General features: G+C 42.8%; 20 protein-coding genes and 1 other annotated feature. Of the genes, 13 read left to right on the forward strand and 7 right to left on the reverse strand.

Annotated features, from left to right (window positions below):
- Window positions 1-56: 56 nt before the first annotated feature.
- From rnc to ftsY, 4 genes are read left to right on the forward strand one after another with little or no spacing between them, the layout of a single operon-like run.
- A complete protein-coding gene (rnc, locus tag IGJ28_RS05160; protein ID WP_003128057.1) occupies window positions 57-749 on the forward strand; it encodes a ribonuclease III in 693 nt (230 codons plus the stop codon).
- A 15-nt stretch (window positions 750-764) separates the two neighbouring features.
- Window positions 765-4355, forward strand: coding sequence for a chromosome segregation protein SMC (smc, locus tag IGJ28_RS05165; RefSeq protein WP_252712246.1), 3591 nt, complete (start codon window positions 765-767; stop codon window positions 4353-4355).
- Window positions 4352-5170: a Cof-type HAD-IIB family hydrolase gene (locus IGJ28_RS05170; RefSeq protein ID WP_147735707.1), complete on the forward strand. Its 819-nt coding sequence runs from the start codon at window positions 4352-4354 to the stop codon at window positions 5168-5170. The genes smc and IGJ28_RS05170 overlap by 4 nt, the downstream gene beginning before the upstream one ends.
- 1 nt (window position 5171) lies before the next feature.
- Window positions 5172-6473 carry a signal recognition particle-docking protein FtsY gene (gene ftsY, locus IGJ28_RS05175; protein ID WP_252712245.1) on the forward strand — a complete coding sequence of 434 codons (1302 nt, stop codon included), beginning with the start codon at window positions 5172-5174 and terminating at the stop codon, window positions 6471-6473.
- Between the two features lie 381 nt (window positions 6474-6854).
- On the opposite strand, the gene IGJ28_RS05180 is transcribed toward ftsY, so the two are convergent.
- A complete protein-coding gene (locus IGJ28_RS05180; protein ID WP_003128064.1) occupies window positions 6855-7223 on the reverse strand; it encodes a BlaI/MecI/CopY family transcriptional regulator in 369 nt (122 codons plus the stop codon).
- 221 nt (window positions 7224-7444) lie between these two features.
- Here IGJ28_RS05180 and gshAB point away from each other — a divergent pair, with 221 nt between their 5' ends.
- Entirely contained in the window at window positions 7445-9700 is a 2256-nt protein-coding gene (gene gshAB, locus IGJ28_RS05185) for a bifunctional glutamate--cysteine ligase GshA/glutathione synthetase GshB (protein ID WP_156247564.1), read from the forward strand.
- A gap of 195 nt (window positions 9701-9895) precedes the next feature.
- Here gshAB and IGJ28_RS05190 read toward each other — a convergent pair whose 3' ends face one another.
- Complete coding sequence (locus IGJ28_RS05190) at window positions 9896-10348, reverse strand: YueI family protein (RefSeq protein WP_003128066.1); 453 nt, start codon at window positions 10346-10348, stop codon at window positions 9896-9898.
- Window positions 10349-10483: 135 nt separating this feature from the next.
- Between IGJ28_RS05190 and IGJ28_RS05195 the strand changes: the two genes are divergently transcribed.
- Genes IGJ28_RS05195 through IGJ28_RS05205 form a run of 3 tightly spaced genes read left to right on the forward strand, consistent with a single transcriptional unit; the run spans window position 10484 to window position 12341 of the window.
- Entirely contained in the window at window positions 10484-11053 is a 570-nt protein-coding gene (locus IGJ28_RS05195) for a GNAT family N-acetyltransferase (protein WP_060813266.1), read from the forward strand.
- A 12-nt stretch (window positions 11054-11065) separates the two neighbouring features.
- Window positions 11066-11449, forward strand: a complete 384-nt coding sequence (locus tag IGJ28_RS05200; protein WP_003128068.1) for an iron-sulfur cluster biosynthesis family protein — start codon at window positions 11066-11068, stop codon at window positions 11447-11449.
- Between the two features lies 1 nt (window position 11450).
- A complete protein-coding gene (locus IGJ28_RS05205; RefSeq protein WP_003128069.1) occupies window positions 11451-12341 on the forward strand; it encodes a metallophosphoesterase in 891 nt (296 codons plus the stop codon).
- Between the two features lie 317 nt (window positions 12342-12658).
- On the opposite strand, the gene IGJ28_RS05210 is transcribed toward IGJ28_RS05205, so the two are convergent.
- The 4 genes from IGJ28_RS05210 to acnA form a co-directional block, all read right to left on the reverse strand.
- A complete protein-coding gene (locus IGJ28_RS05210; RefSeq protein ID WP_003128071.1) occupies window positions 12659-13183 on the reverse strand; it encodes a biotin transporter BioY in 525 nt (174 codons plus the stop codon).
- Between the two features lie 82 nt (window positions 13184-13265).
- Window positions 13266-14093, reverse strand: a complete 828-nt coding sequence (locus IGJ28_RS05215) for a helix-turn-helix domain-containing protein (protein ID WP_103300746.1) — start codon at window positions 14091-14093, stop codon at window positions 13266-13268.
- A gap of 138 nt (window positions 14094-14231) precedes the next feature.
- Window positions 14232-15482, reverse strand: coding sequence for an NADP-dependent isocitrate dehydrogenase (gene icd, locus IGJ28_RS05220; protein ID WP_060813263.1), 1251 nt, complete (start codon window positions 15480-15482; stop codon window positions 14232-14234).
- Window positions 15472-18171: an aconitate hydratase AcnA gene (gene acnA, locus IGJ28_RS05225; protein WP_252712244.1), complete on the reverse strand. Its 2700-nt coding sequence runs from the start codon at window positions 18169-18171 to the stop codon at window positions 15472-15474. Before acnA ends, icd begins: the two co-directional genes overlap by 11 nt.
- A 186-nt stretch (window positions 18172-18357) precedes the next feature.
- Here acnA and IGJ28_RS05230 point away from each other — a divergent pair, with 186 nt between their 5' ends.
- From IGJ28_RS05230 to spx, 3 genes are all read left to right on the forward strand, one after another.
- On the forward strand, window positions 18358-19719 hold the full coding sequence (locus IGJ28_RS05230) for a citrate/2-methylcitrate synthase (protein ID WP_113850270.1): 1362 nt from the start codon (window positions 18358-18360) through the stop codon (window positions 19717-19719).
- Between the two features lie 295 nt (window positions 19720-20014).
- A complete protein-coding gene (locus tag IGJ28_RS05235) occupies window positions 20015-20404 on the forward strand; it encodes an Asp23/Gls24 family envelope stress response protein (RefSeq protein ID WP_252712243.1) in 390 nt (129 codons plus the stop codon).
- 35 nt (window positions 20405-20439) lie between these two features.
- Entirely contained in the window at window positions 20440-20889 is a 450-nt protein-coding gene (gene spx, locus IGJ28_RS05240) for a transcriptional regulator Spx (protein WP_060813259.1), read from the forward strand.
- Between the two features lie 247 nt (window positions 20890-21136).
- On the opposite strand, the gene rpsD is transcribed toward spx, so the two are convergent.
- Window positions 21137-21748, reverse strand: coding sequence for a 30S ribosomal protein S4 (gene rpsD, locus IGJ28_RS05245; RefSeq protein ID WP_003128081.1), 612 nt, complete (start codon window positions 21746-21748; stop codon window positions 21137-21139).
- 372 nt (window positions 21749-22120) lie between these two features.
- Between rpsD and IGJ28_RS05250 the strand changes: the two genes are divergently transcribed.
- Both IGJ28_RS05250 and IGJ28_RS05255 read left to right on the forward strand, forming a co-directional pair.
- A complete protein-coding gene (locus tag IGJ28_RS05250) occupies window positions 22121-22918 on the forward strand; it encodes a formate/nitrite transporter family protein (RefSeq protein WP_103300750.1) in 798 nt (265 codons plus the stop codon).
- A gap of 88 nt (window positions 22919-23006) precedes the next feature.
- Window positions 23007-23264: a binding site (T-box leader), on the forward strand.
- Window positions 23265-23311: 47 nt separating this feature from the next.
- Window positions 23312-24442, forward strand: a complete 1131-nt coding sequence (locus tag IGJ28_RS05255) for a 5-methyltetrahydropteroyltriglutamate--homocysteine S-methyltransferase (RefSeq protein WP_003128083.1) — start codon at window positions 23312-23314, stop codon at window positions 24440-24442.
- The last annotated feature ends 196 nt before the right edge of the window (window positions 24443-24638 follow it).

Raw genomic sequence — 24638 nt, forward strand, 5'->3', positions numbered from 1 at the left:
AGCCAAAAACCAGTATAATAGGGAAGTGTCGATAAACTAATGAAGGAATGTGGCAAATGAATACACAGCTAATGAACGAATTAAAAGAGGATTACGGCATTGTCTTCCATGATGTAGATTTACTCGAACAAGCGTTTACGCATTCATCTTATGTGAATGAGCATCGCAATTTGCACCTATCCGATAATGAGCGCCTAGAATTTCTAGGAGATGCTGTTTTAGAATTGATCGTCTCACGGTATTTGTACCGTGAACTGCCGGACCTTCCTGAAGGGAAGTTGACAAAGCTGCGGGCAGCAATCGTTCGCGAAGATAGCTTATCAATGTTTGCCAAAGATTGCCGTTTTGATCAATATATTCGGTTAGGCAAAGGAGAGGAAAACTCTGGCGGACGTAAGCGTCCCTCATTGTTATGCGATCTTTTTGAAGCTTTTTTAGGTGCGTTGTACTTGGATCAAGGTTTGGAGAGCGTCGACGGTTTCTTGACGGCTGTCGTTTTTCCAAAAGTAAAAGCAGGTGCTTTTTCCCATGAGATGGATCACAAGACCCGATTGCAGGAAGTCTTGCAGCGATCTGGCGATGTGTCCATCAACTATCGTTTAACGAAAGAAGAAGGTCCTGCCCACGAACGAATCTTTTGGACAGAAGTCTATTGTGACGATGTGCTGATTGGCGAGGGGCAAGGAAAATCAAAGAAATTATCAGAGCAAGCAGCGGCAGAAAATGCCTTAGCAAGTCTTGATCAATAAGAAAGGAATGGCGGAGTGTATTTAAAACGAATAGAGATTGCCGGTTTCAAATCCTTTGCAGACCGCACGATCATTGATTTTGAAAATAGTGTGACTGCGGTCGTAGGACCAAATGGCAGCGGCAAGAGCAATATTACTGAAGCGATTCGTTGGGTTTTAGGAGAACAGTCTGCCAAAAGCCTGCGTGGTGGCAAGATGCCTGATATCATTTTTGCAGGATCTGACACTCGCAAGCCATTAAATGTAGCGGAAGTAACGATTATTTTAGATAATACCGATCACTATTTACCAATGGATTACAGTGAGATCAGTGTGACTCGCCGGTTAAGGAGAACCGGTGAAAGCGACTTTTATTTGAACAAACAAAGTTGCCGCCTGCGAGATGTCCAGGAACTCTTTATGGATTCCGGGCTAGGAAAAGAATCATTTTCGATTATTTCTCAAGGGAAAGTCGAAGCGATTTTCAGCAGCAAACCAGAAGATCGTCGCGGTATTTTTGAAGAAGCTGCCGGTGTTTTGAAATACAAACAGCGTAAGAAAAAAGCAGAACAGAAATTGTTTGAAACAGAAGACAACCTTAACCGTCTACAAGATATTATTTATGAGTTAGAGGATCAATTGATTCCGTTAGCTGCTCAAAGTGAAGCGGCCAAACAATTTTTGTCATTGAAGGAAAAATTAACGGAAGTAGACGTGGCTTTTTCTGTCATGGAGATCCAGACAGCCAAACGGGCGTGGGAAACAGCTACAGAACAGCTGGAACTATTAAATCATCAGTTGGCTGAAATCACGCAGCAAATCAATACCGATGAACGCAGTGTGCAGCAATTGCGGCAGCGTCGAGCAGCCTTCGATGAATCATTGGAGCAGCTCAATCAGCAGCTGTTGCAAGTAACGGAAGGGCTGAAGCAAGCCGAAGGCCAAAAAGAAGTACTGTTGGAGCGCTCCAAGCATACGCAAAAAAGCACAGCAGAATATCAAGAGACCTTGGATGCCGTCAGTGAACGCCTCCAACAGTTGAATGACGAAAAAGCTGAATTGATTCATGAACTGTCGCAAAAGAATCGCAGTGTCCAAGAGGCAGAAGTAGCGATTGCTGATTGTCGAGCGGAACAAGAAAAGTATCTGAAATCGGCCAAAGAGATTATCGAAGAACTACGCAGTCAATATGTTGAAGCAATGCAGGAGCAAGCAACGGTCGGCAATGAGCTCAAATATCTTGAGCGCCAATACCAGCAAGAATCGGCAAAAAATCAGACAGCCGTTACGAAGCAGACAGAACTGTCGACAGCGATCAAAGAAAAAGCGACAGCCGCAGAAATCGTTAATGAACGCTTGCAAGCCGTGCAGCAACAGTTGGACGAACAGCGGAAGCAATATATCCATTTACAAGAGAAAGCCAAAGATAACAAAGAAAAATTTGATGATGCACAGAAAAAGATGTATCAGTTAATGAACCAAGTCCAACAAGTGCGGGCAAAACAACGGAGTTTACAGGATATCCAAGAAAACTATGCTGGCTTTTATCAAGGCGTCAGACTAGTTCTAAAAAATAAGCAGCAGCTAACCGGTGTCGTGGGTGCTGTTGCAGAATTGATCGAAGTGCCAGAAGAATATACAGTTGCTATCGAAACAGCATTGGGCGCTTCTGCCCAGCACGTAGTAGTAGAAACCGAACGTGATGCCAGAGCAGCGATTACCTATTTGAAACAAAATCGTGGTGGTCGGGCCACATTCTTGCCATTGACGACGATCAAGTCTCGCCAATTGCCTAGTTATGCTGTTTCTCAAGCACAACAAGTACCAGGATTTATCGGCGTTGCTAGTGAGCTGGTGCGTTTCAATGAAGATGTAAAAAACATTGCCGAAAATCTGTTGGGAAGTATCGTCATCGCAGAAGATCTAACAAGTGCTAATGCATTAGCTAAAGCGCTGAACTATAGCTATCGTGTCGTTTCACTGGAAGGCGACGTGATGAATGCCGGGGGTTCGATGACCGGTGGTGCGACGAAGAAAAATGCCGGCAGCCTATTTAGTCAAAGCAATGAGTTGCAGCTATTAACGGCTCAAGCCGCTCAATTGGATGAACGCCTGCAAAAAACAGAGAAACAAGTGCAGCACTTCGAAAAGGTGACAAAAGATGCTCAAGCAGCCTTGGAAGAGCTGCGAACCACCGGTGAAACGGCTCGAATGACGGAACACGAACTAAAAAATCAACTGCAAAACCTCACCAACGAGTTGGAACGGTTGAGAAAAGAGCAGCAAGTCTTTGACTTTGAAAATCGCGAGATTCAGGCCTTTTTTGAAGAGTATAACGAGAAGAAGACTCGGTTGGAATCGGAACAGCAAACCATTGCGCAGCAGCTGAAAAAAATCGATCACGACATTCAAAGCATGAATGAAGAAGAAGATTTGATCGAAGCAAAAAGAAGCCAGTTAGCAGCGACAGCCGCCCAATTACAAGCTGATTTTGCTGTTCAAAAAGAACAAGTGGAACATTTAAGACAAAAAATTGCTGCGAATGCGGAAGCGTTAGCGGAGAATGAAGCACGCCAACAGTCGCTAGAACGGCAGTTAGCAGCAATCAATTCGAATGTGAGTGACCATGAAGTTTCGGAAGAAAGCCTGGATCAGCAAATCAGTGATTTTACTCAACGAAAAATAACACTGACACAAGAATTGGCGGACATTCGGCAACAAAGACAAATCGTCCAACAGGAAATTGGACAGTTGGATGAAGCTCTCAGTTTGGCAAACTTGCAACAAAAAGAAAAACTATCCGAAAAGACCAATGTAGAAATTGAGAAAAACCGCGCGGATTTGGTGATGGATAATCGGTTGGCTTACTTGCAGGAAGAATATGCATTGAGCTTTGAAAAAGCGGCCAATGACTATCCAGCGATCGATGACCCGGAAGCTGCAAAACGAGAAATCCAAGATCTAAAAGGAAAAATCGATGCGATTGGACCAGTCAATTTGAATGCTATCGAGCAATATGATCAAGTGGAACAGCGTCACAGCTTCTTGACCAGTCAAAGAGATGATCTGCTTTCTGCAAAAGCACAATTATTCGATACAATGTCCGAGATGGATGAAGAAGTCAAAACACGTTTCGGTGAGATTTTTGATGCGATTCGTCTGCAGTTCAAGCAAGTTTTCCCAAATATGTTCGGCGGGGGACATGCGGAATTGATTTTGACAGATCCAAAGGACTTACTAAATACTGGTATTGAGATCGAAGCCCAACCACCAGGTAAAAAGCTGCAAAACTTGAGTCTACTTTCTGGAGGCGAACGAGCGCTGACAGCCATCGCACTGCTGTTTTCGATCATCCAAGTCCGTCCCGTCCCGTTTTGTGTGCTGGATGAAGTTGAAGCTGCTTTAGACGAAGCCAATGTATCACGCTTTGGCCATTATTTAAGCGACTTCCAAAATGATACACAGTTCATCGTTGTCACACATCGCAAAGGGACCATGGAAGCGGCAGATGTGTTGTATGGCGTGACGATGCAGGAATCCGGTGTATCTAAGACCGTTTCTGTGCGTTTGGAAGATGTCAAAGAAGGCGGAAATTTTGTCGCAGATCAAGAAGGAGTAGCAAAATGATCAAATTAGTCGCAATTGATTTAGACGGTACCTTGCTGGATGGAAAGAAACAAGTATCGCAAAAAAATAAAGAAGTTCTTGCCCAAGCAAAAGCACAAGGAGTAAAAATCGTCCTTTGCACAGGTCGTCCTTTACGGGCAATTCGTCCTTATTTAGAAGAGTTGTCATTGAATGAATCGGGGGACTATAGCATTACTTTTAATGGTGGTCTGGTGCAAAAAAACGATACGGGAGAAATCATGGAAAAAGCCGCTTTGCAATTGGCTGATATTCATGAATTGGTTGCTGTCGCAGCAGAACTGGATTTGCCGCTGGATGTCGTATCCGAAGAAATCGTTTTGTGCTTGCCGACTTCAGCAACGAATCAGTCGATCTATGGTTCGCTGAATCCATTGCTGGATTGCCGCCCGTATGCGATAGAAGCTCTGGATGAGTCGAAACTCTATAATAAAGCTGTGATTGCTTATCATCAAGAAGTACTGGATCCGAAGATTTTGGCGATTCCTTCAGCAATCAGAGAGAAATATGAAGTAATCAAAACTCGGAACAATTTGCTGGAATTTATGCCTAAAGGAATTACGAAAGCCTATGGGATTGAATTGCTGGCTCGGGATTTAAGTATCACTATCGATGAAGTCATGGCGATCGGAGATGAAGAAAATGATCTGCCGATGATTCGCTATGCAGGACTCGGTGTAGCGATGGCTAATGCCGTGCCTTTAATCAAGGAAGCCGCAGATGTGGTAACAGATTCGAATGAAGCAGACGGTGTAGCAACTGTCATCGAAAAATATGTTTTGAAAGGAGGCGTTTGAAATGGGATTTTTTGACAAAATTAAAAAAGCTTTGATTGGTGAATCAAAAGAGCAAGACAAAGTGCAAGGCGAAGTAGAGGAACCAGTTGAATCTCCAGAGTCATCTGTCGATGAGTCATCCGTCGCAGATGACCATTCCGCACAAGAACAAACAGTAGAATCGACGGAACCAACACTGGATTCTCGTCCAGAAACTACTACCGATTCCGCGTTGCAGCCAACAGAAACAAAGGAGTCCGCGGCTGATACTTCATCATCAGAAGGAGCACAAGATCTGAAATCAGCTGAACCATTCGACGTCGTGACACCTAGTGAAACGGTAAAAAGACCTGAAGTACAACCTCAGCCAACAGCGGTTCACAAAGAGGATGTACAAGATAAGTACACGAAGGGACTATCGAAATCTCGCAAAACTTTCGGGCAACGACTCAATGAGCTGTTCGCGAATTTTCGCTCTGTAGACGAAGATTTTTTTGAAGAAGTCGAAGAGACATTGATTGGAGCCGATGTAGGCTTTGATGCAGCGATCAAGATCACGGATGCACTGCGTCAAGAGGTCAAGTTGCGAAATGTCAAGAAGCCGGCAGAGGTTCAAAATGTTATTATTGAAAAACTAGTCGATCTTTATGGTGAAGCGGGTGTCGACGAAGTCAACGAACTAAATATGCAACCTGGATTGACCGTCATTTTATTTGTCGGTGTGAATGGCGTCGGTAAAACCACCAGCATTGGAAAACTGGCGTATCAATTCAAATCAGAAGGCAAGAAAGTGTTGTTGGCAGCTGCGGATACCTTTCGAGCTGGAGCAATCGATCAGCTCGTCGTTTGGGGGGATCGAGCAGGTGTGGAAGTCGTTCGGGGGAAAGCTGGTGGTGATCCGGCAGCCGTCGTATTTGATGCGATGGAACGAGCGAAAGCAGAGCAAGCAGATGTTCTATTAGTTGATACAGCTGGTCGTTTGCAAAATAAAGTCAATTTGATGAATGAGTTAGAGAAAATCAAACGGATCATTCAACGAGTAGAGCCGAATGCGCCTCATGAAGTGTTGCTCGTGTTAGATGCGACGACTGGTCAGAATGCGATGAACCAAGCCAAACAATTCAAAGAAACCACGGATGTTACAGGATTGGTCTTGACGAAATTAGATGGAACTGCCAAAGGTGGGATCGTTTTAGCGATTCGCAATGAATTGCGTTTACCGGTTAAATTGGTCGGATTAGGGGAAGGAATCAACGACCTTGAGCCGTTTGATCCAAATGAGTTTGTTGTTGGGCTATTTAAAGGTCTCATCAACGAAGGTTGATGCTGTTCATCGCTTGAAATAAGACAAAAATATCCGAACTATGTTTGATTATTCCTCTTCATCATCTCGCGATGGCGTTAACGGTTGGAGTAATCAGTAGTAGTTCGGATATTTTTTGTTAAGGAACTTGCATAAAGCTCCTCGGTTATGGAAATAAACTTTATAGGCATACGTTTGACAGCTGCGATGTACATGAAGTACCACAGCAGAATACGTAACAGATGACGTGTGACTTCTGGTTCACAAAACCTCCCCATCAGCAGCTAAAAGGATGTAGCTGCTGTTCCTGAAATTGAAATCATTCCAAGAAAGATTCCTTGTCGTGTCAGAAATGTTCAGCGTGGACATTTCTCTGTGAACAAGAACAACTTGTTTCAGAAATCAGTTTTTTAGCTGTGCTTGCCGCTCTTTGATGATTTTTTCCAAATCATTCAATGTCTCGGCATCCTCACTGTTTTCAATGAAATTCGAGACTAGATTCAGTAACGATTGTTCAGAGAGTTCGGCAGCTAGAAAATCTTCTTGAGAAACATTTGGAGAATACAAGCGGGTCAAGACAGTACCGCTGTAGCCGATGTCAGCTACTTTCAATAAATCATGGTTCTTTAATTTTCTGACAACGGCTTGGATCGTGTTTTTACTTAAGTCCTGTTGTTGAACCGCAATGTCATTTGCAGACAAAGGTTTTTCAGCATTCCAGAAGATATTCATGATCTGACGTTCGCGTTTGGTAAGATTGAGTGGTTTCATTCACTATTCTTCCTTTCAAAAAAGTTGTAATATTGACATAATAATTTACTATTATATAGTAAGTATACTTTATTTAGAGGTCAAATATCAAATTTATTCAAGTAATTTGTAAAAACTTGGTAATTTTTAAAAAACTAGCAAAGAGAATCGCACAATTTCATTTTTTTCTGCTGGATTATTGACTATAATAAGGAAGAATCTAAGACAAAGAGGGCAATGATATGACACTAAAATCACTTTTTATACAAGAAGAACTGCGTCCCTACTTATTTGATGGGCGTTATGGGATCGAACGTGAGGCGCAGCGTGCACGTTTAGACGGAAGTTTTGCTGGGACAGATCATCCTGAAGCATTAGGCAATCGTAGTTTTCATCCGTACATACAAACCGATTTTGCTGAAAATCAGTTGGAATTGATCACGCCAGTCGCGGAAAGCTCAGAGGAACTATTTCGTTATCTGGCTGCGATCCATGATGTTGCTTATCGTTCGATGGCACCTGAGGAGATGCTTTGGCCATTAAGTATGCCGCCTGCGTTGCCGGAAAAAGAAGAGGATATCGTGATCGCAAAGCTGGATCGTTTTGAAGATGTTCTTTATCGTCGGTTTTTGGCAAGGACGTATGGGCGTCGTAAGCAAATGGTCAGCGGCATCCACTTCAATTTTGAATTTGGGGATGATTTTTTAAGAAAGTTATTTACCAAGTCGTCAGAAACAGATTATCGTAGGTTTAAAACAGAACTTTACTTGAAAGTTACCCGAAATTACTTGCATTACCGCTGGTTTTTGACTTATTTCTTTGGAGCAACGCCGCAAACGGAAGCCAATTATTTTATGGCGGGTTCTGGACCGCAAGAACCTGTCCGCAGCATTCGTAACAGCCGCTATGGCTACACGAATCATACCGATGTCAACGTGTCTTATGCCTCTCTTGAGACCTATCTGGCGGATATCGCTGAGCTGGTAGAAACTGGCAAACTATCTGAGGAAAAAGAGTTTTATGCACCAGTTCGCCTGCGAGGGGGGCAAAAGGTTGCCGACTTAGCAACAGCGGGAATTCGTTACATTGAATTACGCAATATTGATATCAATCCCTTTGAAATGTATGGTATTTCGCAAGATCAAGTGAAATTTCTGCACCTTTTCTTGTTATACTTAGCAACGAAAGAGGAGGGCGCTGATGCCGATGCTTGGGTCGAAGAAGGAAATCGCAAAAACAATCAAGTGGCATTGGAACACCCATTGAATCAAACGATCTATCTTGAAGAAGCTAAAGCAGTTGCGGAAGAATTGATCGCTTTTGCAAAGGAAATCAGTCTGCCGACAATGCCTTTACTGGATCAACTGCTGCCAATGTTGGAAGATCCCGGCAAAACTTTTGCCGGTCGTTTATATCAAGCCAGCCAAAGGTCAAGTCAGGCTCAAGTGGCAACTGAACTAGGAGTATCCTATCATCAAGTTGCCTGGGAAAAACCTTATCAGTTAGCAGGCTTCACCAACATGGAACTGTCAACACAAATTTTGATGTTCGATGCGATTCAAAAGGGAATCAAGGTGGAAGTGTTGGATGAATCTGATCAGTTCTTGAAATTATCGATCGATGAACATGTTGAATATGTCAAAAACGCTAATATGACAAGTAAGGATCGTTATATCGTTCCTTTGATCATGGCCAATAAAACGGTCACAAAAAAGATTTTAGCTGAGAATGGTTTTCGGGTTCCTGCAGGAGCAGAATTCGCCACTGTAGAAAAGGCGCTTGCTGCTTACCCGCAATTTGCTGACAGAGGTTTTGTCGTCAAACCCAAAACAACCAACTATGGCGTGGGAATATCGATCTTTAAGGATGGCGCTTCGTTGGAGGACTATCAAGCTGCTGTCCGTTTAGCTTTTGCTGAAGACCAGTCGATTTTAGTTGAAGCATTCCTTGCTGGAACAGAGTATCGTTTCTTTGTGATCGATGGTCAAGTTGAAGCAATTTTGCTACGAATACCGGCAAATGTAATAGGAGATGGTCGGCGCACGATCAAGGAATTAGTTGCAGAGAAAAATACCGATCCATTACGGGGGACCCACCATCGGACACCGTTGGAGAAGATCCAATTAGGTGAATTGGAACAATTGATGTTGAAAGAGCAAGGCTATCACATAGATTCTGTCCCAGAAAAAGGACAAATCGTTTACTTGCGGGAAAATTCCAATATCAGCACGGGCGGCGATTCGATCGATGTCACCGATCAATTTAATGATGACTACAAAAAAATCGCTGCAGATGCCGTGACCGCATTACAGGCACGAATCAGTGGGATTGATTTGATTATTCCTGACAAGGAAAAGCCCGCGGAGGATCCGGGAGCATACGGCATTATTGAAGCGAACTTCAATCCCGCTATGCATATGCATATTTACCCGTACCAAGGACAAAGCCGCCGCTTAACCATGTCTGTCCTCAAGCTGCTTTTTCCGGAACGATTTTAACAGCCGCTTAACAGTCAGAAGTTGAAAAAGGAACAGTGACAAGGCTTTTGTCACTGTTCCTTTTTTTAGAATAAATGGTTAGAAGTAGCTTCTTCGGAAATAAGCCGAAATATCTTAAAGCTGACCATTTCTAATACAACTTCTTTTGCTGTTCGTACTAGTGAAGGATCACTAGTAATTGATCCGTTGGTTTGTTTAGCGGAAGAATCGTTCCCAGAATGTTTTTTTTTCTTTGATGGGATCTTCTTCGGAAGATGATTTTGTCTTTTGAGGATACTTTTCTTCGATATCGATTACCTCTTCATTCACTGCCTCATTGGCAACGATCAGTAAACCGATACTGTCAGGATCAGCAGTCTGGGCGTCAGTCACCACTCGAAAATCGAGCTGTTGTTTCGTAATCAATGAAATAAAGGTCGTCTGAAGCGTTTCGGGCAATTTTCCGTTGATCAAGATCAGTGCCCCTTGATAGTTAGGGAGAACCGACTGTAACGTTTCTTGGTTGTCCTTTTTCTTCATTTCTGCTACCGTCATACTTAGATAACAACGTTCACGAAACGTTCCCAAGTATTTTCTTTGTTCATCTGGATTAACACGAGGTGTCCCGTACATTCCTGTATCTAGGCGTTTCTCCAATTCATCGGACATTGAAAATCCTCCTAAGCGTTTTCTTGCTTTATATTATAGCACAAAAAAGGGAGCGTCGATTATTAGAAACATTTAGCTATTTCAGTGAGGCCATAAGAAAGACTAAAAAAGATCAGAAAGAAAGCTGGTGAAAACATGGAAATCCAAAAGAACCACTTATTGATTTTAGCAGAAAATCAACGAATCGAGACACCACGATTATGGTTGCGTCCTGTGACGATGGCAGATGCCAATGATTTATTCGAATACGCAAGTGATGAAGAAACGACGGAGTTTGTTTTTCCGAGGCATCAATCACTTGTGGATACAAAAATCGCCATTGCAACGTATTTTTTAGCGGCGCCATTAGGTAAATTTGCTATTGAAGAGAAAATGAGTGGCAAAATGATCGGAACGATCGACTTGCGGGTGGACCCGCTAAAGGAAGTGGCAGAACTAGGCTATACCTTGAATAAAGCTTTTTGGGGGCAAGGGATCGTACCGGAAGCTGCTCGGATGCTTTTGTCTTTGGGTTTTGAAAAATTAGCGCTTGTTCGTATTTATGCACTGCACGATCAGCGAAATCATCGATCTGGTCGCGTGATGGAAAAAATTGGCATGAAAGTGGAAGCACAGATTCCGGCTGCGCGAAGATTTCGTGGGCAAGTAGTGGACGAAGTGATGCGGGGAATTACCCGAGACGAGTGGCAAAAACGAATCATGTAAAGGAGAATCGATATGGAAATAACGATTGATATGGATGCAGCAGCAGTAGCAAAAATCTCAGAAGTCAAACAGGAGGGAGATCGAATTTATCTAGATTTTGAAGATGGTGTGGGACCTTTTCCGGCTACGGCGATCTCTTGCCGGTTAGATATTAGTTTTCGCTTGATCCTCGTACCAGCAGATTATCCAGAAGAAGGATTGTCTATCTATGATACGAAGCTGGATACAGCAATTGGAACAGTTTGGTTAAAACAAGGCGCAGCAATGTATTTAGAAGAGCGGACACGCTTGGTGGTCGATCCTGACTATCAGCGCTTGCAGTTGACTAGTGACAGCGGTCTGCTGGCATCTAACGTTCAACTGTTGCGCATGGACAAAAAGGTGGCAGGAAACTGATATGGGGAAATTAGCCGTTATCAGCGATTTGCATGTCGATATCAATCATTTCAGTGCAACAGACTTGCAGCTGATAGCCGAATTGCTAGACGCCAATCAAGCGACGCACTTGCATCTAGCTGGAGATATTGCAAACAAAGAGACAGCAGCGATGACCGTCATTGATTTCTTTCAAAGACAGCTGCCTACTACCTTTCATTGGGGCAATCATGAAATGGCTGATTTATCAGAATCATTGATCGAAACCTATCCTGATCCAGCTTTCTTGAACTTTCAAACAGTCGCTTTATCGGAAAAAACACTCTTGTTAGGTGTCAATGGCTGGTATGACTACGGCTATTCTGACTTGCAAAGCACAGAAGAGATCCTTCGTCTCAAGCACCTCTTTTGGTATGATCGTATGATTCAGCGGACAGGAACCGATCCGGAAATCAGTCATCAGATCAATGAAAGACTGCGTCAAACATTGCGAGGGCTCCCTCAAGATAAAGAAGTTATCGTAACGACTCATTTTGTTCCGAAAGCAACCTTTATCGTCAAACAAACGGGGAAGTATGTTCGTTGGAATCATTTGAACGCGTTTCTAGGTTCACCAGAATTTGGGGCAGTTATTGATGAGGCGGACAATGTGCGTCAAGTAGTTTTTGGCCATACCCATCGTCGGTTTGAAGATCAAGTGATTGGACAGACGATTTATAGCTGTCGTCCTTTGGGCTATTACTATGAATGGCAATTGACCCGACGATTTGTTCTGGAAAATCAGTTGACAGAAAATTTTCAGCCAACAAAGCTACGGGGACTTTTGCGAACTAATCAAGCAGCGTTCAATCAATACAAAGCAGCCCATTTAAGAGCAGAGCTCCAGCAAGCAATCACATGGATCAACTATTGATTCGCTACGAGATAAAAGCGTGAGGGACTGTGTCATAAGTCTCCTACAAGTAACACTATCCGAACATTAATGATTATTGCTCCTGCGGTGCAGGGACTCCTCGTCGCAAAAGTCAGAGGAATCTATCCTAGCAACAGACTATTATTCGGTTTAACTTGTTGGATGATGACTTATGGCACAGTCCCTCTTTTTTTCGAATAAACGACTAACAGTAGCTTCTTCGGAAATAAGCAGAAATTTCAAAAAAATAAAGCAGCGATTTTCGGAAATTCCTTTTTATTGCTTGAAGCAGCCCACGTTTGCTACTTTCTCTTTTTTTACCGCTGCAATCTTTTCCGCAAGAAAATCCCTAAATAAGCCGCAGCAATGGCTTTGATCACACCGGGCAGAAGGAAGAGAACAAAACCGCCATTGATGGCAGCAGTCCAAGACATAGCGGTGCTCCATTTTAACCATAAGGTACCAAAAAACAATGTTGCTAATGCACCAGCGATATTCGCTAACATCCCTCTCACATATCCGGCGCGACCTGTTTCCAAAAGTTTCCCCGTCAAGAGTCCATTAAAGATAAAACCAATCAGATAGCCGCCTGTAGGTCCGAATAAGACGCCGATGCCACTTGCTCCGCCGGCAAAAACCGGTAATCCGATCAACCCCAGCAATAAGTAAATAAGGATCGACATGGTTCCTGTGCGCATTCCTAGAAAGGTTACCGCCAAGCCGACAGCAAAGGTTTGGCCTGTCAGAGGAATCAATCCTAATGGGATGGTTAGTTGAGACAGCCCAGCAATAATGATGGCAAAAAAAGCAGCATAGATTTGTTCTCGCAATGGTAGTTTCATAGTATCCTTCTTTCGTTAACACATAATCCAATAGTTGGTTAACGAAATTATAAATCTTGGTTAACGAAAAGTAAAGAGTAAATCAACGTTTTTTTCGCAACGCTTGCAACAAAGTTTCTGTAGCCAAAAAAGGGGTAAACAGTTCAAAAACCTCAGAGGATACAGGAAAGTATCCGACAAGCGTTACTAACGTAGATTCATCGAGAAAAGGTAGCAGGTCTTCAAGCTCTGACAACCGTTGCTCCGGATTCTCTGACGCTGCCAGGATCTTTTGAAGAATGCGTCCTAGATCTTGCTTTTCGAGAAAAGGGGCAATATCTTCCAACTCGTATAAAGACAGCGAGTTTGAGACAGCCTGCTCAACTTTTTGGGCTAAGAAAGTGGCAGATAAGTAGGGTGCTGCTTCTTCCAGAAAAGCGAAAGTATAGTCCTCTTTCATCAATTGTTCCAAATGATCTGTCTCTAAAAAAGGTAAAAATTCTTCTAGTGCTTCTTCGGTCAGCGGTTCTGTTATAGGTTTCAATAAAGCAAATAATTCTTCACTGCTCAAAAAAGGTGCCAATTGCTCCACTAACTCAATTTCAAAAGGCTGGGCTTGAGTCGCAGCTGCCAATTCTTTAGGTTTAATGATCGGCGCCAACGTGGTGATTTCCTGAGAATCGGCCACTCCCTCGTGGTAATGCATTACTGCAACTCCGCTATTTCCTAATAGTTCGTCAATGGATAACTGCAAAATTGTTGCTAGCTGGGGCAATTTTTCGATGTCAGGCAATGTATTGCCTCGCTCCCAATTGCTGATAGCTTGATAACTGACCAATAATTGATCTGCTAAGTTGCTTTGAGTCATATTTAGTTCTCGACGTTTGCTGGCAATCCGTTGGCCGATTTGCCGTATGTTGAATTCATTCATGTGAATTCCTCCTTTCGTGTCTCCAGTATAGGGGAACTAGCAACTGAAATACAATCAAGCCTTCGTTGAGTTGTCTCAAAAAAATTCAAGCCCTCGTTGAGTTGTTTAAAATGGCAAGTCAACGAGGGCGGTGAATGATTATGGAGTGATCAATGTGACCAGATAGTCACCGAACGCTTTGGTAGACAAACAATGCGCGTCAGTCATAGCTGCCGCAAAGTCAGCTGTGACTTTCTTTTCCTTGATTGCTGTCTCGATGGCTGTGGTAATAAGAACTGCTGCTTCATCCCACTGGATATATTCCAAGAGCATACAAGCAGAGAGCAACAACGAGCAGGGATTGGCTTTTCCTGTGTCAACGATATCGGGGGCAGTACCGTGGGTTGCTTCAAAGATTGCGGCACCACTTACATAATTGATATTTGCACCTGGAGCGATCCCAATTCCGCCGACTTGAGCGGCTAATGCGTCGGAAAGATAGTCGCCATTGAGGTTGCAAGTTGCGATCACTGAAAATTTTTCTGGGTACAAAAGAATCTGTTGCAGGAAATTATCTGCGATCACATCATTGATAATGACTTTTCCGGCTTGTTGTGCAGCAGCAAGTGCTGCTTGAGCCGCTTCAATATTCTGCTCAGATTTAATTGTTGCCCATTGGTTCATCGTGAAGCACTGATCGGCATAATTCGTTTCCGCTAATTGATAGCCCCAATTTTTGAAGCCGCCTTCGGTGAATTTCATGATGTTCCCTTTATGAACAAGGGTGACAGACGGCAAGTGGTGTGCGATAGCATACTCGATCGCTCCGCTGATCAACCGCTGACTGCCCTCTTTTGAGATCGGTTTGATCCCGATGGCGCTGCTTTCTGGAAAGCGAATGTTTTTGACACTGAACTGTGTTTGCAGCACCTCAATTAATTGTTTCGTGAGGGGATCATTTTTTGCAAATTCGATTCCTGCGTAAACATCTTCTGTATTTTCACGGAAAATCACCATATTCGTCTTTTCCGGATGCTTCAAAGGAGAAGGTACCCCGGCAAAGTATCGAACGGGCCGAACACAAGCATAGAGGTCTAATGTTTGGCGCAATGTGACATTGAGGGATCGGAATCCTTTGCCAACTGGTGTGGTCAATGGTCCCTTCAATGCGATTTTAGCCTCTTGGATAGTGGTAAGAGTCGACTGCGGCAACCATTCGCCGGTTTGTCTAAATGCTTTTTCACCAGCTAAAACTTCTTGCCAGTGGATCCTTCTTTTGGGACCATACGCTTGTTTTACGGCCGCATCAATCACAGGTTGCGCTGCTTGCCAAATTTCTGGACCAATGCCGTCACCACTGATATAAGGAATTGTGAGAACGGTGTTAGATAAGGGCGCTTCAGAATGCATTGCTAGTTCCTCCTGCTTCTATTTTTTTGCGAATGACCATTGGTAAGATTCCTTGATGTTTCCAGTAACGGATATCTGCTGGTGCATCGAAACGCAGCCGAGTCGGAAAGGTGATCATTGTTTCATCTGTACGTTTGGCTGTCACATCAATCTGCTGATTGACCTGCGGTTCTTCGGGCAGTTGGATAAAGAAGGATTCAGAGCCATCCAATCCCAAGGAAGCGGCAGTTTGCCCAGCAAGATATTCTAGAGGAATCACACCCATCATGACCAAATTGCTGCGATGAATCCGTTCGAAACTTTCTGCCAAGACTACTTTGACGCCTAAAAGTTGGGTCCCTTTAGCTGCCCAATCTCGGGAAGAACCCATCCCATAATCTTTACCAGCTAAAATAATGCAAGACTGTTCGTTTTTCTGATAATTCATGGCAGCGTCATAGATTGACATCGTTTCCCCTGTAGGAAAATAATGGGTGATCCCGCCAGTACTTCCAGGAACCAGCTGATTCTGTAAACGAATGTTGCCGAAAGTTCCCCGCATCATGATGTGATGATTGCCTCGCCGTGAACCAAAAGAGTTGAACTCACGGTAAGGAACAGCTTTGGTTTGCAAAAACCTGCCGGCGGGAGAATCTAATCCAATGCTACCAGCGGGAGAAATATGGTCTGTCGTAACAGAATCCCCCAATTTGGCTAACACTTTCAAATCAGACAAACTTGTTTGGATAGGTAATTCTTTGGTCAAGGAATCAAAATAGGGTGGGTGGGCAATATATGTTGACGTGTCCTCCCAAGCATAACAATCACTGGCAGTTGTATCGATACGGTTCCAACGCTCATTGGCGTCGAATAGATGCGCATAAGCTGCACGAAACGCTTCTGGTCCAACAAAAGCTTGAATATATTCATTGACTTCTTCGTTACTTGGCCAGATATCCGCCAGATAAATTTCTTGTCCTGCTACGACGCCTAGAGGCTCCTTCGTCAAATCTTTCCGGATGGTTCCAGCAATGGCATAGGCGACGACTAACGGAGGAGAAGCTAAATAATTGGCTTTGATCTGTGGATGGATCCGACCTTCAAAGTTGCGGTTTCCAGATAAAACAGAAGCGACCAGTAAATTTTCGTTTTCGATTGCTTCTGCTACGGGTGCTTCTAATGGGCCGGAGTTGCCGATACAAGTCGTACAGCCGTATCCAACTAAATAAAAGCCTAATTGTTCAAGATAAGGCAATAATCCACTGGCAGTCAAATAGGTGGTTACGATCTGGGAACCAGGGGCCAAGGAAGTCTTGACCGATTTTGGCACGGTCAATCCTTTTTCTACCGCCTTTTTTGCTAACAATCCCGCAGAGAGCATGACGAAGGGATTGCTCGTATTCGTACAGCTAGTGATAGCTGCAAGTACGATATCTCCTGTCTGCAATGTTTCGGAAGGATCGTTTGGCCAGTTAACTTGGCTGCTTTTTTGCCATTCCTTCTCCGAAAGACCGAAGCCTTTTGGTCCGATGTCAGCCGTGAGGGAACGATCGAAATCAGTGCCAACTTCCGGTAATAAGATACGGTCCTGTGGTCGTTTTGGTCCTGCCAATGCGGGCTGGATCTTGGCTAGATCGATGGTGAACGTTTTGGTGTAGTCTGGTATCTCCGTCGCATCATAAAAGAGATGATTGGCTTTTGTGTAGGCAGCAACCTTATGGATCAATTCGGGTGTTCGTCCCGTAGTAGCTAAATAGTTGAGGGTCTCTTCATCAATTGGACAAAAACCGCAAGTGGCGCCATATTCTGGTGCCATATTGGCAAGGGTCGCACGGTCAGCTAAACTTAACCGTTGGTAACCGGTTCCGAAATATTCAACAAATTTTCCTACCACTTGCTCCTTTCGCAAGACTTCAGTAACAGTCAACGCCAAATCAGTTGCGGTCGTACCGACAGGCATTTCGTTCACAAAACAGACACCGATAACTTCTGGAGTCGGGAAAAATGACGGCTCGCCCAAAATCGCTGCTTCTGCCTCGATACCGCCAACGCCCCAGCCCAATACACCGAGACCATTGATCATCGTTGTATGGGAATCTGTTCCTTGCAATGTATCCGGAAAAAGAAACGGCTCGCCAGCGATTTTTTTTTCCAAAATCACATCAGAAAGTGATTCAATATTTACTTGATGGATGATACCGGTCTCTGGAGGGACGACTTCAAAATTGTCAAATGAACCCTGAGCCCACTTCAAGAATTGGTAGCGCTCTTGGTTTCGTTCAAATTCACGCGCCGTATTGAAAGCCACTGCTTCCGGAGTCCCTGCACAATCGACTTGGACGGAATGATCGACAACCAAAGTCACGGGGATCTCAGGATTGATCGTATCTGCATTCCCGCCTAAGGCAACGATGGCGTCTCGCATCGCAGCAAGGTCTACGACCGCTGGAACACCAGTGAAGTCTTGCAAAACGACACGTTCGGGTTTGAAAGGTACGACGCCTGTGGGCTGTTCAGCGTTCCAATTGACCAAATAATCCAAGTAAACAGCAGTGATCTCTTCATCTTGGTGACGGGCGACACTTTCTAGTAACACGCGAATCGAGTAAGGCAATCTTTTTAATTCAGCGTTAAAGTCAGCCGCGACCTTTGCTAAATCAATAAACGTATAGCGCTGATCATTCACGATCAGGTTTGTGTGCCAATTCATAAGCATCCTCCTTAAATATCAATCTATTAGGAATAATTATACGTTTATAAAAAGAAAAATCAATTAAAATTATGAAAAATATTTCATTTTATAAACATCGTGCTATAATGTTTAAAAGTTTTTATTTTTTGAATCAAATGAAGTTAGTAGCATGGTTACGTAAGGATGTTAGGAGGTAACATGGCTGTGGAAAAATTAGAAAAAGAAAAGAATATCGCATATCTTTCATCATTGTGTCAGAAACACAATCAAATCGATATGAATCTTTATTCAGAGTATGACGTAAAACGTGGACTGAGAGATTTAGATGGAAAAGGCGTCTTAGCCGGCTTAACAACCATTTCTACCATTTATCCAGAAAAAATCGTGGCGGGGAAGCCCCTCGAGGCTTGTGGGGAATTACGTTATCGCGGAATCGATATCAATGAACTGGTTGCAGGATTCGTTGAAGAAAATCGGTTTGGTTTTGAAGAGATTGCATATTTATTACTTTTTGGCGAGCTGCCAAAGTTATCTGAATTGCAGGGATTTCGTCAGTTATTGGCGGATAAACGTACGCTTCCAACCAATTTTGTTCGTGACGTGATCATGAAAGCACCTTCTGCGGATATCATGAATAGTTTATCTCGCAGTATTTTGACATTAGCCAGTTATGATCCGCAAGCCGATGATGTCAGTATTGAGAATGTATTAGAGCAAAGTTTGATGCTGATCAGTGTCTTTCCACTGCTGGCGATCTACGCTTACCACGCCTATAATCACTACAATCAAGAGGGAAGTATGTATATTCATCGCCCTTCGGAGGAATTAAGCACGGCAGAAACGATTTTGACCATGCTGCGTCCTAATAAAGCCTATAGTTTTCAAGAAGCTCAAACCTTGGATATGGCGCTGGTGCTTCATATGGAACATGGGGGCGGAAACAACTCGACCTTTACTACTCGGGTAGTTACTTCTAGCGGTACCGATACTTATTCAACGATCGCAGCCGCATTAGGTTCGCTAAAAGGGCCTAAACACGGTGGAGCCAATATCAAAGTGACGGAGATGATGAGTGATCTGAAACGCCAGATTGCTGATACAACAGATGAAGCTGCAGTTCGTCGTTATTTAGAAGCGGTTTTGGATAAAGAAGCTTTTGATCGCAAGGGCTTGATCTATGGTATGGGACATGCTGTTTACAGTGACAATGATCCTCGAGCGGCAATTTTTAAAAATTATGTAGCCAAACTCGCACAAGAGAAAGGCATCGGCGCTTGGCAAGAATATCAACTTTACACAACTGTTGAACGAATCGCTCCGGAAGTGATTGCTCAAAAACGAAAAATGTATAAAGGCGTCAGTGCGAACATTGATTTTTTCAGCGGCTTTGTTTATAAAATGTTAGACTTGCCAGAAGAACTTTACACACCGATGTTTGCGATTGCGCGAATCGTCGGCTGGTCTGCTCATCGAATCGAAGAATTAGTCAATGCCCAAAAAATCATGCGACCAGCTTATAAGGAAGTGTCTTCTGACCGGAGCTATACAAGATTGAATGAGCGGTAGGATTGAGGAAGAATCTTTTTAGATAAATCAGATAAAATATAAGAAGCGATCGAGGAAAATATTTTCTGGAATCGCTTTTTTATATTAAAAAAACGTACCTTATTTCGGTAATTTGCAAAAAAAGTATCCGGTAACAAGTGTTTTTCTTTGTAAAAAAAACAAAAAACTTCTATGCTAATAGAGGAGGGTATTTTTACCCATGGTGGCAGATAACCGCAAAAGGTTGTTGGTTTTGGTGGATCTGTTACTAAAAAAAACGTTCTTTTTTCAGAAATGCAAACAAGGAGTGTGAAAAATGGAAAATGAACAAGCGGCAAGTGTAGAGACTGCTTCGCTTACCTTTGAGGAGAAAGTCTTGCAGACGATCGTAGGTGTAGCCTTGGCGTCAATTGATGGCTTAATCAGTGCAGATGGAAAATTTTTTTCAAGTATGACGGAAGATTTGGCCGACCAGAGCAATGTGACATCGGGGATCGAAGTGGAAGTTGGCAAAGAACAAGTAGCAATTGATTTGGAAGTTATTGTTGCCTACGGGAAGGATATTCCCCGGTTGTTTGCTCAGATCCAAGAAATTGTTTTGCAAGAAGTTAGTCGGTTGACTGCTTTAGAAGTCAGAGAAATCAACATTCGCATCGTGGATGTCGTCAAACAAGAAACGATCGAAAAAATCACAGATAATCAATAAGAATCCGCAGAAAAATCAGAAAGGAAGAATGATCAATGATTTCACTATACACAACGCCTAGCTGTACATCATGTCGCAAAGCTCGGGCTTGGTTGACCGAAAATGAACTACCCTTCAAAGAAAGAAACATTTTTAGCGATCCATTAAATAGTGATGAACTACTGGAAATTCTTTCTTTGACAAAAAACGGGACAGAAGATATTATCTCAACACGTTCAAAAGTGTATCAAAAATTAGCCATTGATTTGGATGACTTGAAATTAGAAGAATTATTAGCGTTGATTGAGCAATACCCGAATTTATTGAAACGTCCCATCATTGTTGATGGCGACAAACTGCAAGTAGGATATAATGAAGATGATATCCGCAAATTTGTGCCACGCAATATTCGGAAAGTAATCTTTAAAAAGCGTCAGAAAGATTTGCTGTTGTTCAACTATCATCAAAAAAAATCATCCGGAGAGTCCGTCGTCAATATTATTTGAAGTCGACCTGCCGATTAATCGCGAACTGTGTGGTATTTCCTTCGGGAAACCAGCACAGTTTTTTTGATTTCTCAAAAAAGAGGTCATGTCAGAAGTAGTCTGCTTCAAGAGAGATGAAAAGGAGAGTTCGAAAATTGCTTGTCGGATTTCTGTGAAATTTTGACTTCTTTCCGAAGAAGTTATTTCTAACAATTTATAAAAAAAGAAGCTGTGACAAGATTTCTGTCGCAGCTTCTGGTGAAAATTCTTATAGTTTTTGGTTGTAGAATTCAACGACTAGTGCTTCGTCAACTTCTGCAGTCAATTCATCGCGTTCTGGTAAACGAGTCAATGAACCTTCTAATTTTTCATCATCAAAGCTTACAAATGCTGTACGACCAGTAGTTGCTTCGATTGCTTCTTTGATTGTTGAGATGTTTTGTGATTTTTCACGAACGCTGATCACTTGACCAACTTCAACATGGTAAGAAGGGATATCTACACGTTTGCCATCTACTAAAATGTGGCCATGGTTTACTAATTGACGTGCTTGACGACGAGTAGTTGCAAGACCTAAACGGTAAACGACGTTATCCAAACGTTGTTCTAACAAGATCATGAAGTTAACACCGTGTTTACCTTCTTTGATTTTGCTTGCTTTGATAAACAATGTACGGAATTGACGTTCGTTCATGCCATACATATGACGAAGTTTTTGTTTTTCAGTCAATTGCATACCGTATTCTGATTTTTTGCCACGGCTGTTTGGTCCGTGTTGTCCTGGAGCGTAAGGGCGACGTGCCAATTCTTTACCAGTTTCTGAAAGAGAAATTCCTAAACGACGAGAAATTTTCCATGATGGTCCTGTATAACGAGACATAATTTAGTTCCTCCAATAAATATAGTTTGGAGTAAAATAATCCGTTGAAAAATTCACATCCGTGCAGTTCGTTCTTCAATCTTCACCTTTGCAGCCGCGGTTACGCAATTGAACCTTTTAGGCAACGAACTGGTGACGAGCTGTTATTTCCCTGCTGCATTATTTTACACAAGGAACAGTATACGATAAAATAAGAGGAAAAGTCAAGGTATGATTGAATTCAATTGCAATGAAAATGTGATGAAAATTTCATATAAAAAGTAACGTTTTTCAGAAAATACTTTACAAATAGGCGTTTGGTTATTAAAATGTGAAGGTATTGTGTACTTTATAACGAACTCAATTATCATACCCATAAAAAGGAGCAGAAAAATGAATCCAGTATCCCCATTATTTGAAAAAATTGATTCTTCCATTGAAAAGAAGGTCGATTTGATCAAAAGCAGTTATTTACGCTATGCTGTACGGGCCATGATGGCATGTCTTTTCTTGACGCTAGGAACAGCGATTGCCTTTGCGATTGCTATGAAAGGTGAGGACATTGCACATGGACTAGGAAAAATGTTGTATGCATTTATGTTTAGTTGGTCCCTTGTCATGATCTTATATATGAACGCAGAATTAGGCACATCAAATATGTTGTATATGACCGTCGGTGTTTATCGCAAACGATTGAGTGTTCCTTTGGCATTGAAGATTTTGTTCACTTGTGTGTTCTTCAATTTAGTCGGTGGTTTGATTTTTGGATCAATTATTTCTTTGACTGGACCTTTTCAAGGGTTGCCTGCGGATAATTTCTTATTGACTTCCATTACCGCAAAACTTGATAAACCGACACTCCAAATCGTCGTCGAAGCAATGTTCGCAAACATTGTCGTTAATACAGCTGTTTTAGTAAGTATGCGGATGAAAGATGATGCAGGGAAAGTAGCTGCGATTATTTTCATTATCTTTATCTTTGCCTTCTTAGGCTATGAACACGTCATCGCTAACTTCCCAGCGTTTACGTTAGCTTTCTGGGCATCTGGCGGCCACTTAGCTGGTATGACTGTCGGCAGCGTGATTCACAATCTTGTCTTTGCCTTTATCGGGAACTATATCGGTGGCGGCTTGATCATGGGTCTGGGCTATGCATGGCTCAATCAATCAAAATCAACTTATGTGGATTAAACGAAGAAAGAAGCAGCAATGCTTCTTTTTTTTAAAATCAATATTGACACACTAAAATCATTCTGCTATCCTTGTTAAAAATCAATAAGTAAACACGTAGAAAAAGAAAGTAAGATTCTGTGGAATTTCTAACAGAGAGCCCCGACAGCTGAAAAAGGGTGAAAGAAAACGAATCTGAAAATGGCTTTTGAGTGGGTGTTTCGAGAACGCAAGTTTTAGAAGCGCACGGATGTCCCCGTTACTGAGACCCCAATATCACGCAACAGCGTCGCATTGGAGTAGAGGCATTCTTCGTAAGTCGGATGCAAACTAAGGTGGTACCATGTAAATTTATTACATCCTTAAGAGATAACTCTTAAGGATTTTTTTTTACCCAAAAAAGGAGGAGAAACTATGTGCCAAGTGATCAATCATTATGAAATTGTAGGAAGTTTTTTGCGTCCGGAGAAGTTGAAGCAAGCAAGGGAAGCGTTCGCTGAAGGAAAAATCACTCGATCCGAGTTAAAAGAAGTTGAGGATCAGGCGATCAGTGAGTTAGTCGCAAAACAAAAAGAAGTTGGCTTGAAATATGTCAGCGATGGCGAATTTCGCCGTAGTTATTGGCACTTGGATTTTTTCTGGGGATTTCAAGGAATAGAGCATATTTTAATGGATCAAGGCTACTTGTTCCATGGGGAAGAAACCCGTGCTGATTCTGCACGATTAGCTGGGAAAGTCGCATTCAATCCAGAACATCCCGTGTTTGAGGAATATCGCTTTGTCGCGGCTCAGGCAGATGGGGTGCCTGTTCGCCAGAGTATCCCAGCGCCTGCTCAATTGTTTGTCGAACTTGTTCGAGGCAGCAACGAAGAAAAAGTGAACGCTATCTATCCGGATCGGGAAGTATTGCTTGCTGATATTGCGCAAGCCTATCGTGAAACCATTTTAGCCTTGTATGATCTTGGCTGTCGTCATCTAAAATTGGATGACTGTACGTGGGGGATGCTGGTGGACAAAAATTACTGGCAGTCAAGGACCAATGATGAGTATGATACACAAAAATTACAAGAATTGTATCTGCGGTTGAATAACAGTGCATTGGTGGATCTGCCTAACGACCTGCACGTGACTACCCATGTTTGCCGTGGCAATTACCATTCGACATGGGCGGCATCGGGAGGCTATGAGCCAGTTGCGGATTCGCTGTTGGGACATGAAGCGGTCGAAGCCTTTTTCTTGGAGTTTGATGATGATCGCTCTGGGGACTTCCAGCCATTGCGGTTTGTCCCGGAAACAAAGAAAGTCGTTCTCGGTCTAGTCACAAGTAAAAATGGGGCTCTGGAAGAGAAAGAAAGCTTGATTGCCCGGATCAAAGAAGCCAGCCAATACGTGCCCTTAGAGCGTTTGAGCTTGAGTCCGCAGTGTGGCTTTGCTTCAACAGAGGAGGGCAACATTCTGTCAGAAGAAGATCAATGGAAGAAATTGCAGCTGATCATTGAAGTGGCAGATGAAGTCTGGGGCACTCAACCAGTCACTGCCAAATAGACAAAGACGATTGAGGCAAACACTTCATGTGGTTGAAAATATTTCAGTTTCCCAAAAAAATGAGCCCACCTTCATTGGTGAGCAAGAGTCATTCACCAAGATCCGCCACTTATTGAAATAGACAGCTTTTTATGTTAAGAATAGGGTATGCTTTTTGGAGAGAACATGATCCAAAAGTAAAAATTCTTGTTATTTC

It is taken from the genome of Enterococcus sp. AZ091, from assembly GCF_051714805.1.
Lineage (GTDB): Bacteria > Bacillota > Bacilli > Lactobacillales > Enterococcaceae > Enterococcus_D > Enterococcus_D gallinarum.

What these genes read in the sequence shown, in the direction of transcription:
- IGJ28_RS05205 (WP_003128069.1), top strand. Translation starts at nt 11,451, where the DNA reads ATGGGGAAATTAGCCGTTATCAGCGATTTGCATGTCGATATCAATCAT.
- IGJ28_RS05170 (WP_147735707.1), top strand. Translation starts at nt 4,352, where the DNA reads ATGATCAAATTAGTCGCAATTGATTTAGACGGTACCTTGCTGGATGGA.
- IGJ28_RS05215 (WP_103300746.1), bottom strand. Translation starts at nt 14,093, where the DNA reads ATGAATGAATTCAACATACGGCAAATCGGCCAACGGATTGCCAGCAAA.
- IGJ28_RS05180 (WP_003128064.1), bottom strand. Translation starts at nt 7,223, where the DNA reads ATGAAACCACTCAATCTTACCAAACGCGAACGTCAGATCATGAATATC.
- IGJ28_RS05255 (WP_003128083.1), top strand. Translation starts at nt 23,312, where the DNA reads ATGTGCCAAGTGATCAATCATTATGAAATTGTAGGAAGTTTTTTGCGT.
- ftsY (WP_252712245.1), top strand. Translation starts at nt 5,172, where the DNA reads ATGGGATTTTTTGACAAAATTAAAAAAGCTTTGATTGGTGAATCAAAA.
- IGJ28_RS05235 (WP_252712243.1), top strand. Translation starts at nt 20,015, where the DNA reads ATGGAAAATGAACAAGCGGCAAGTGTAGAGACTGCTTCGCTTACCTTT.
- gshAB (WP_156247564.1), top strand. Translation starts at nt 7,445, where the DNA reads ATGACACTAAAATCACTTTTTATACAAGAAGAACTGCGTCCCTACTTA.
- acnA (WP_252712244.1), bottom strand. Translation starts at nt 18,171, where the DNA reads ATGAATTGGCACACAAACCTGATCGTGAATGATCAGCGCTATACGTTT.
- IGJ28_RS05190 (WP_003128066.1), bottom strand. Translation starts at nt 10,348, where the DNA reads ATGTCCGATGAATTGGAGAAACGCCTAGATACAGGAATGTACGGGACA.
- IGJ28_RS05195 (WP_060813266.1), top strand. Translation starts at nt 10,484, where the DNA reads ATGGAAATCCAAAAGAACCACTTATTGATTTTAGCAGAAAATCAACGA.
- IGJ28_RS05200 (WP_003128068.1), top strand. Translation starts at nt 11,066, where the DNA reads ATGGAAATAACGATTGATATGGATGCAGCAGCAGTAGCAAAAATCTCA.
- rnc (WP_003128057.1), top strand. Translation starts at nt 57, where the DNA reads ATGAATACACAGCTAATGAACGAATTAAAAGAGGATTACGGCATTGTC.
- spx (WP_060813259.1), top strand. Translation starts at nt 20,440, where the DNA reads ATGATTTCACTATACACAACGCCTAGCTGTACATCATGTCGCAAAGCT.
- IGJ28_RS05210 (WP_003128071.1), bottom strand. Translation starts at nt 13,183, where the DNA reads ATGAAACTACCATTGCGAGAACAAATCTATGCTGCTTTTTTTGCCATC.
- IGJ28_RS05250 (WP_103300750.1), top strand. Translation starts at nt 22,121, where the DNA reads ATGAATCCAGTATCCCCATTATTTGAAAAAATTGATTCTTCCATTGAA.
- rpsD (WP_003128081.1), bottom strand. Translation starts at nt 21,748, where the DNA reads ATGTCTCGTTATACAGGACCATCATGGAAAATTTCTCGTCGTTTAGGA.
- icd (WP_060813263.1), bottom strand. Translation starts at nt 15,482, where the DNA reads ATGCATTCTGAAGCGCCCTTATCTAACACCGTTCTCACAATTCCTTAT.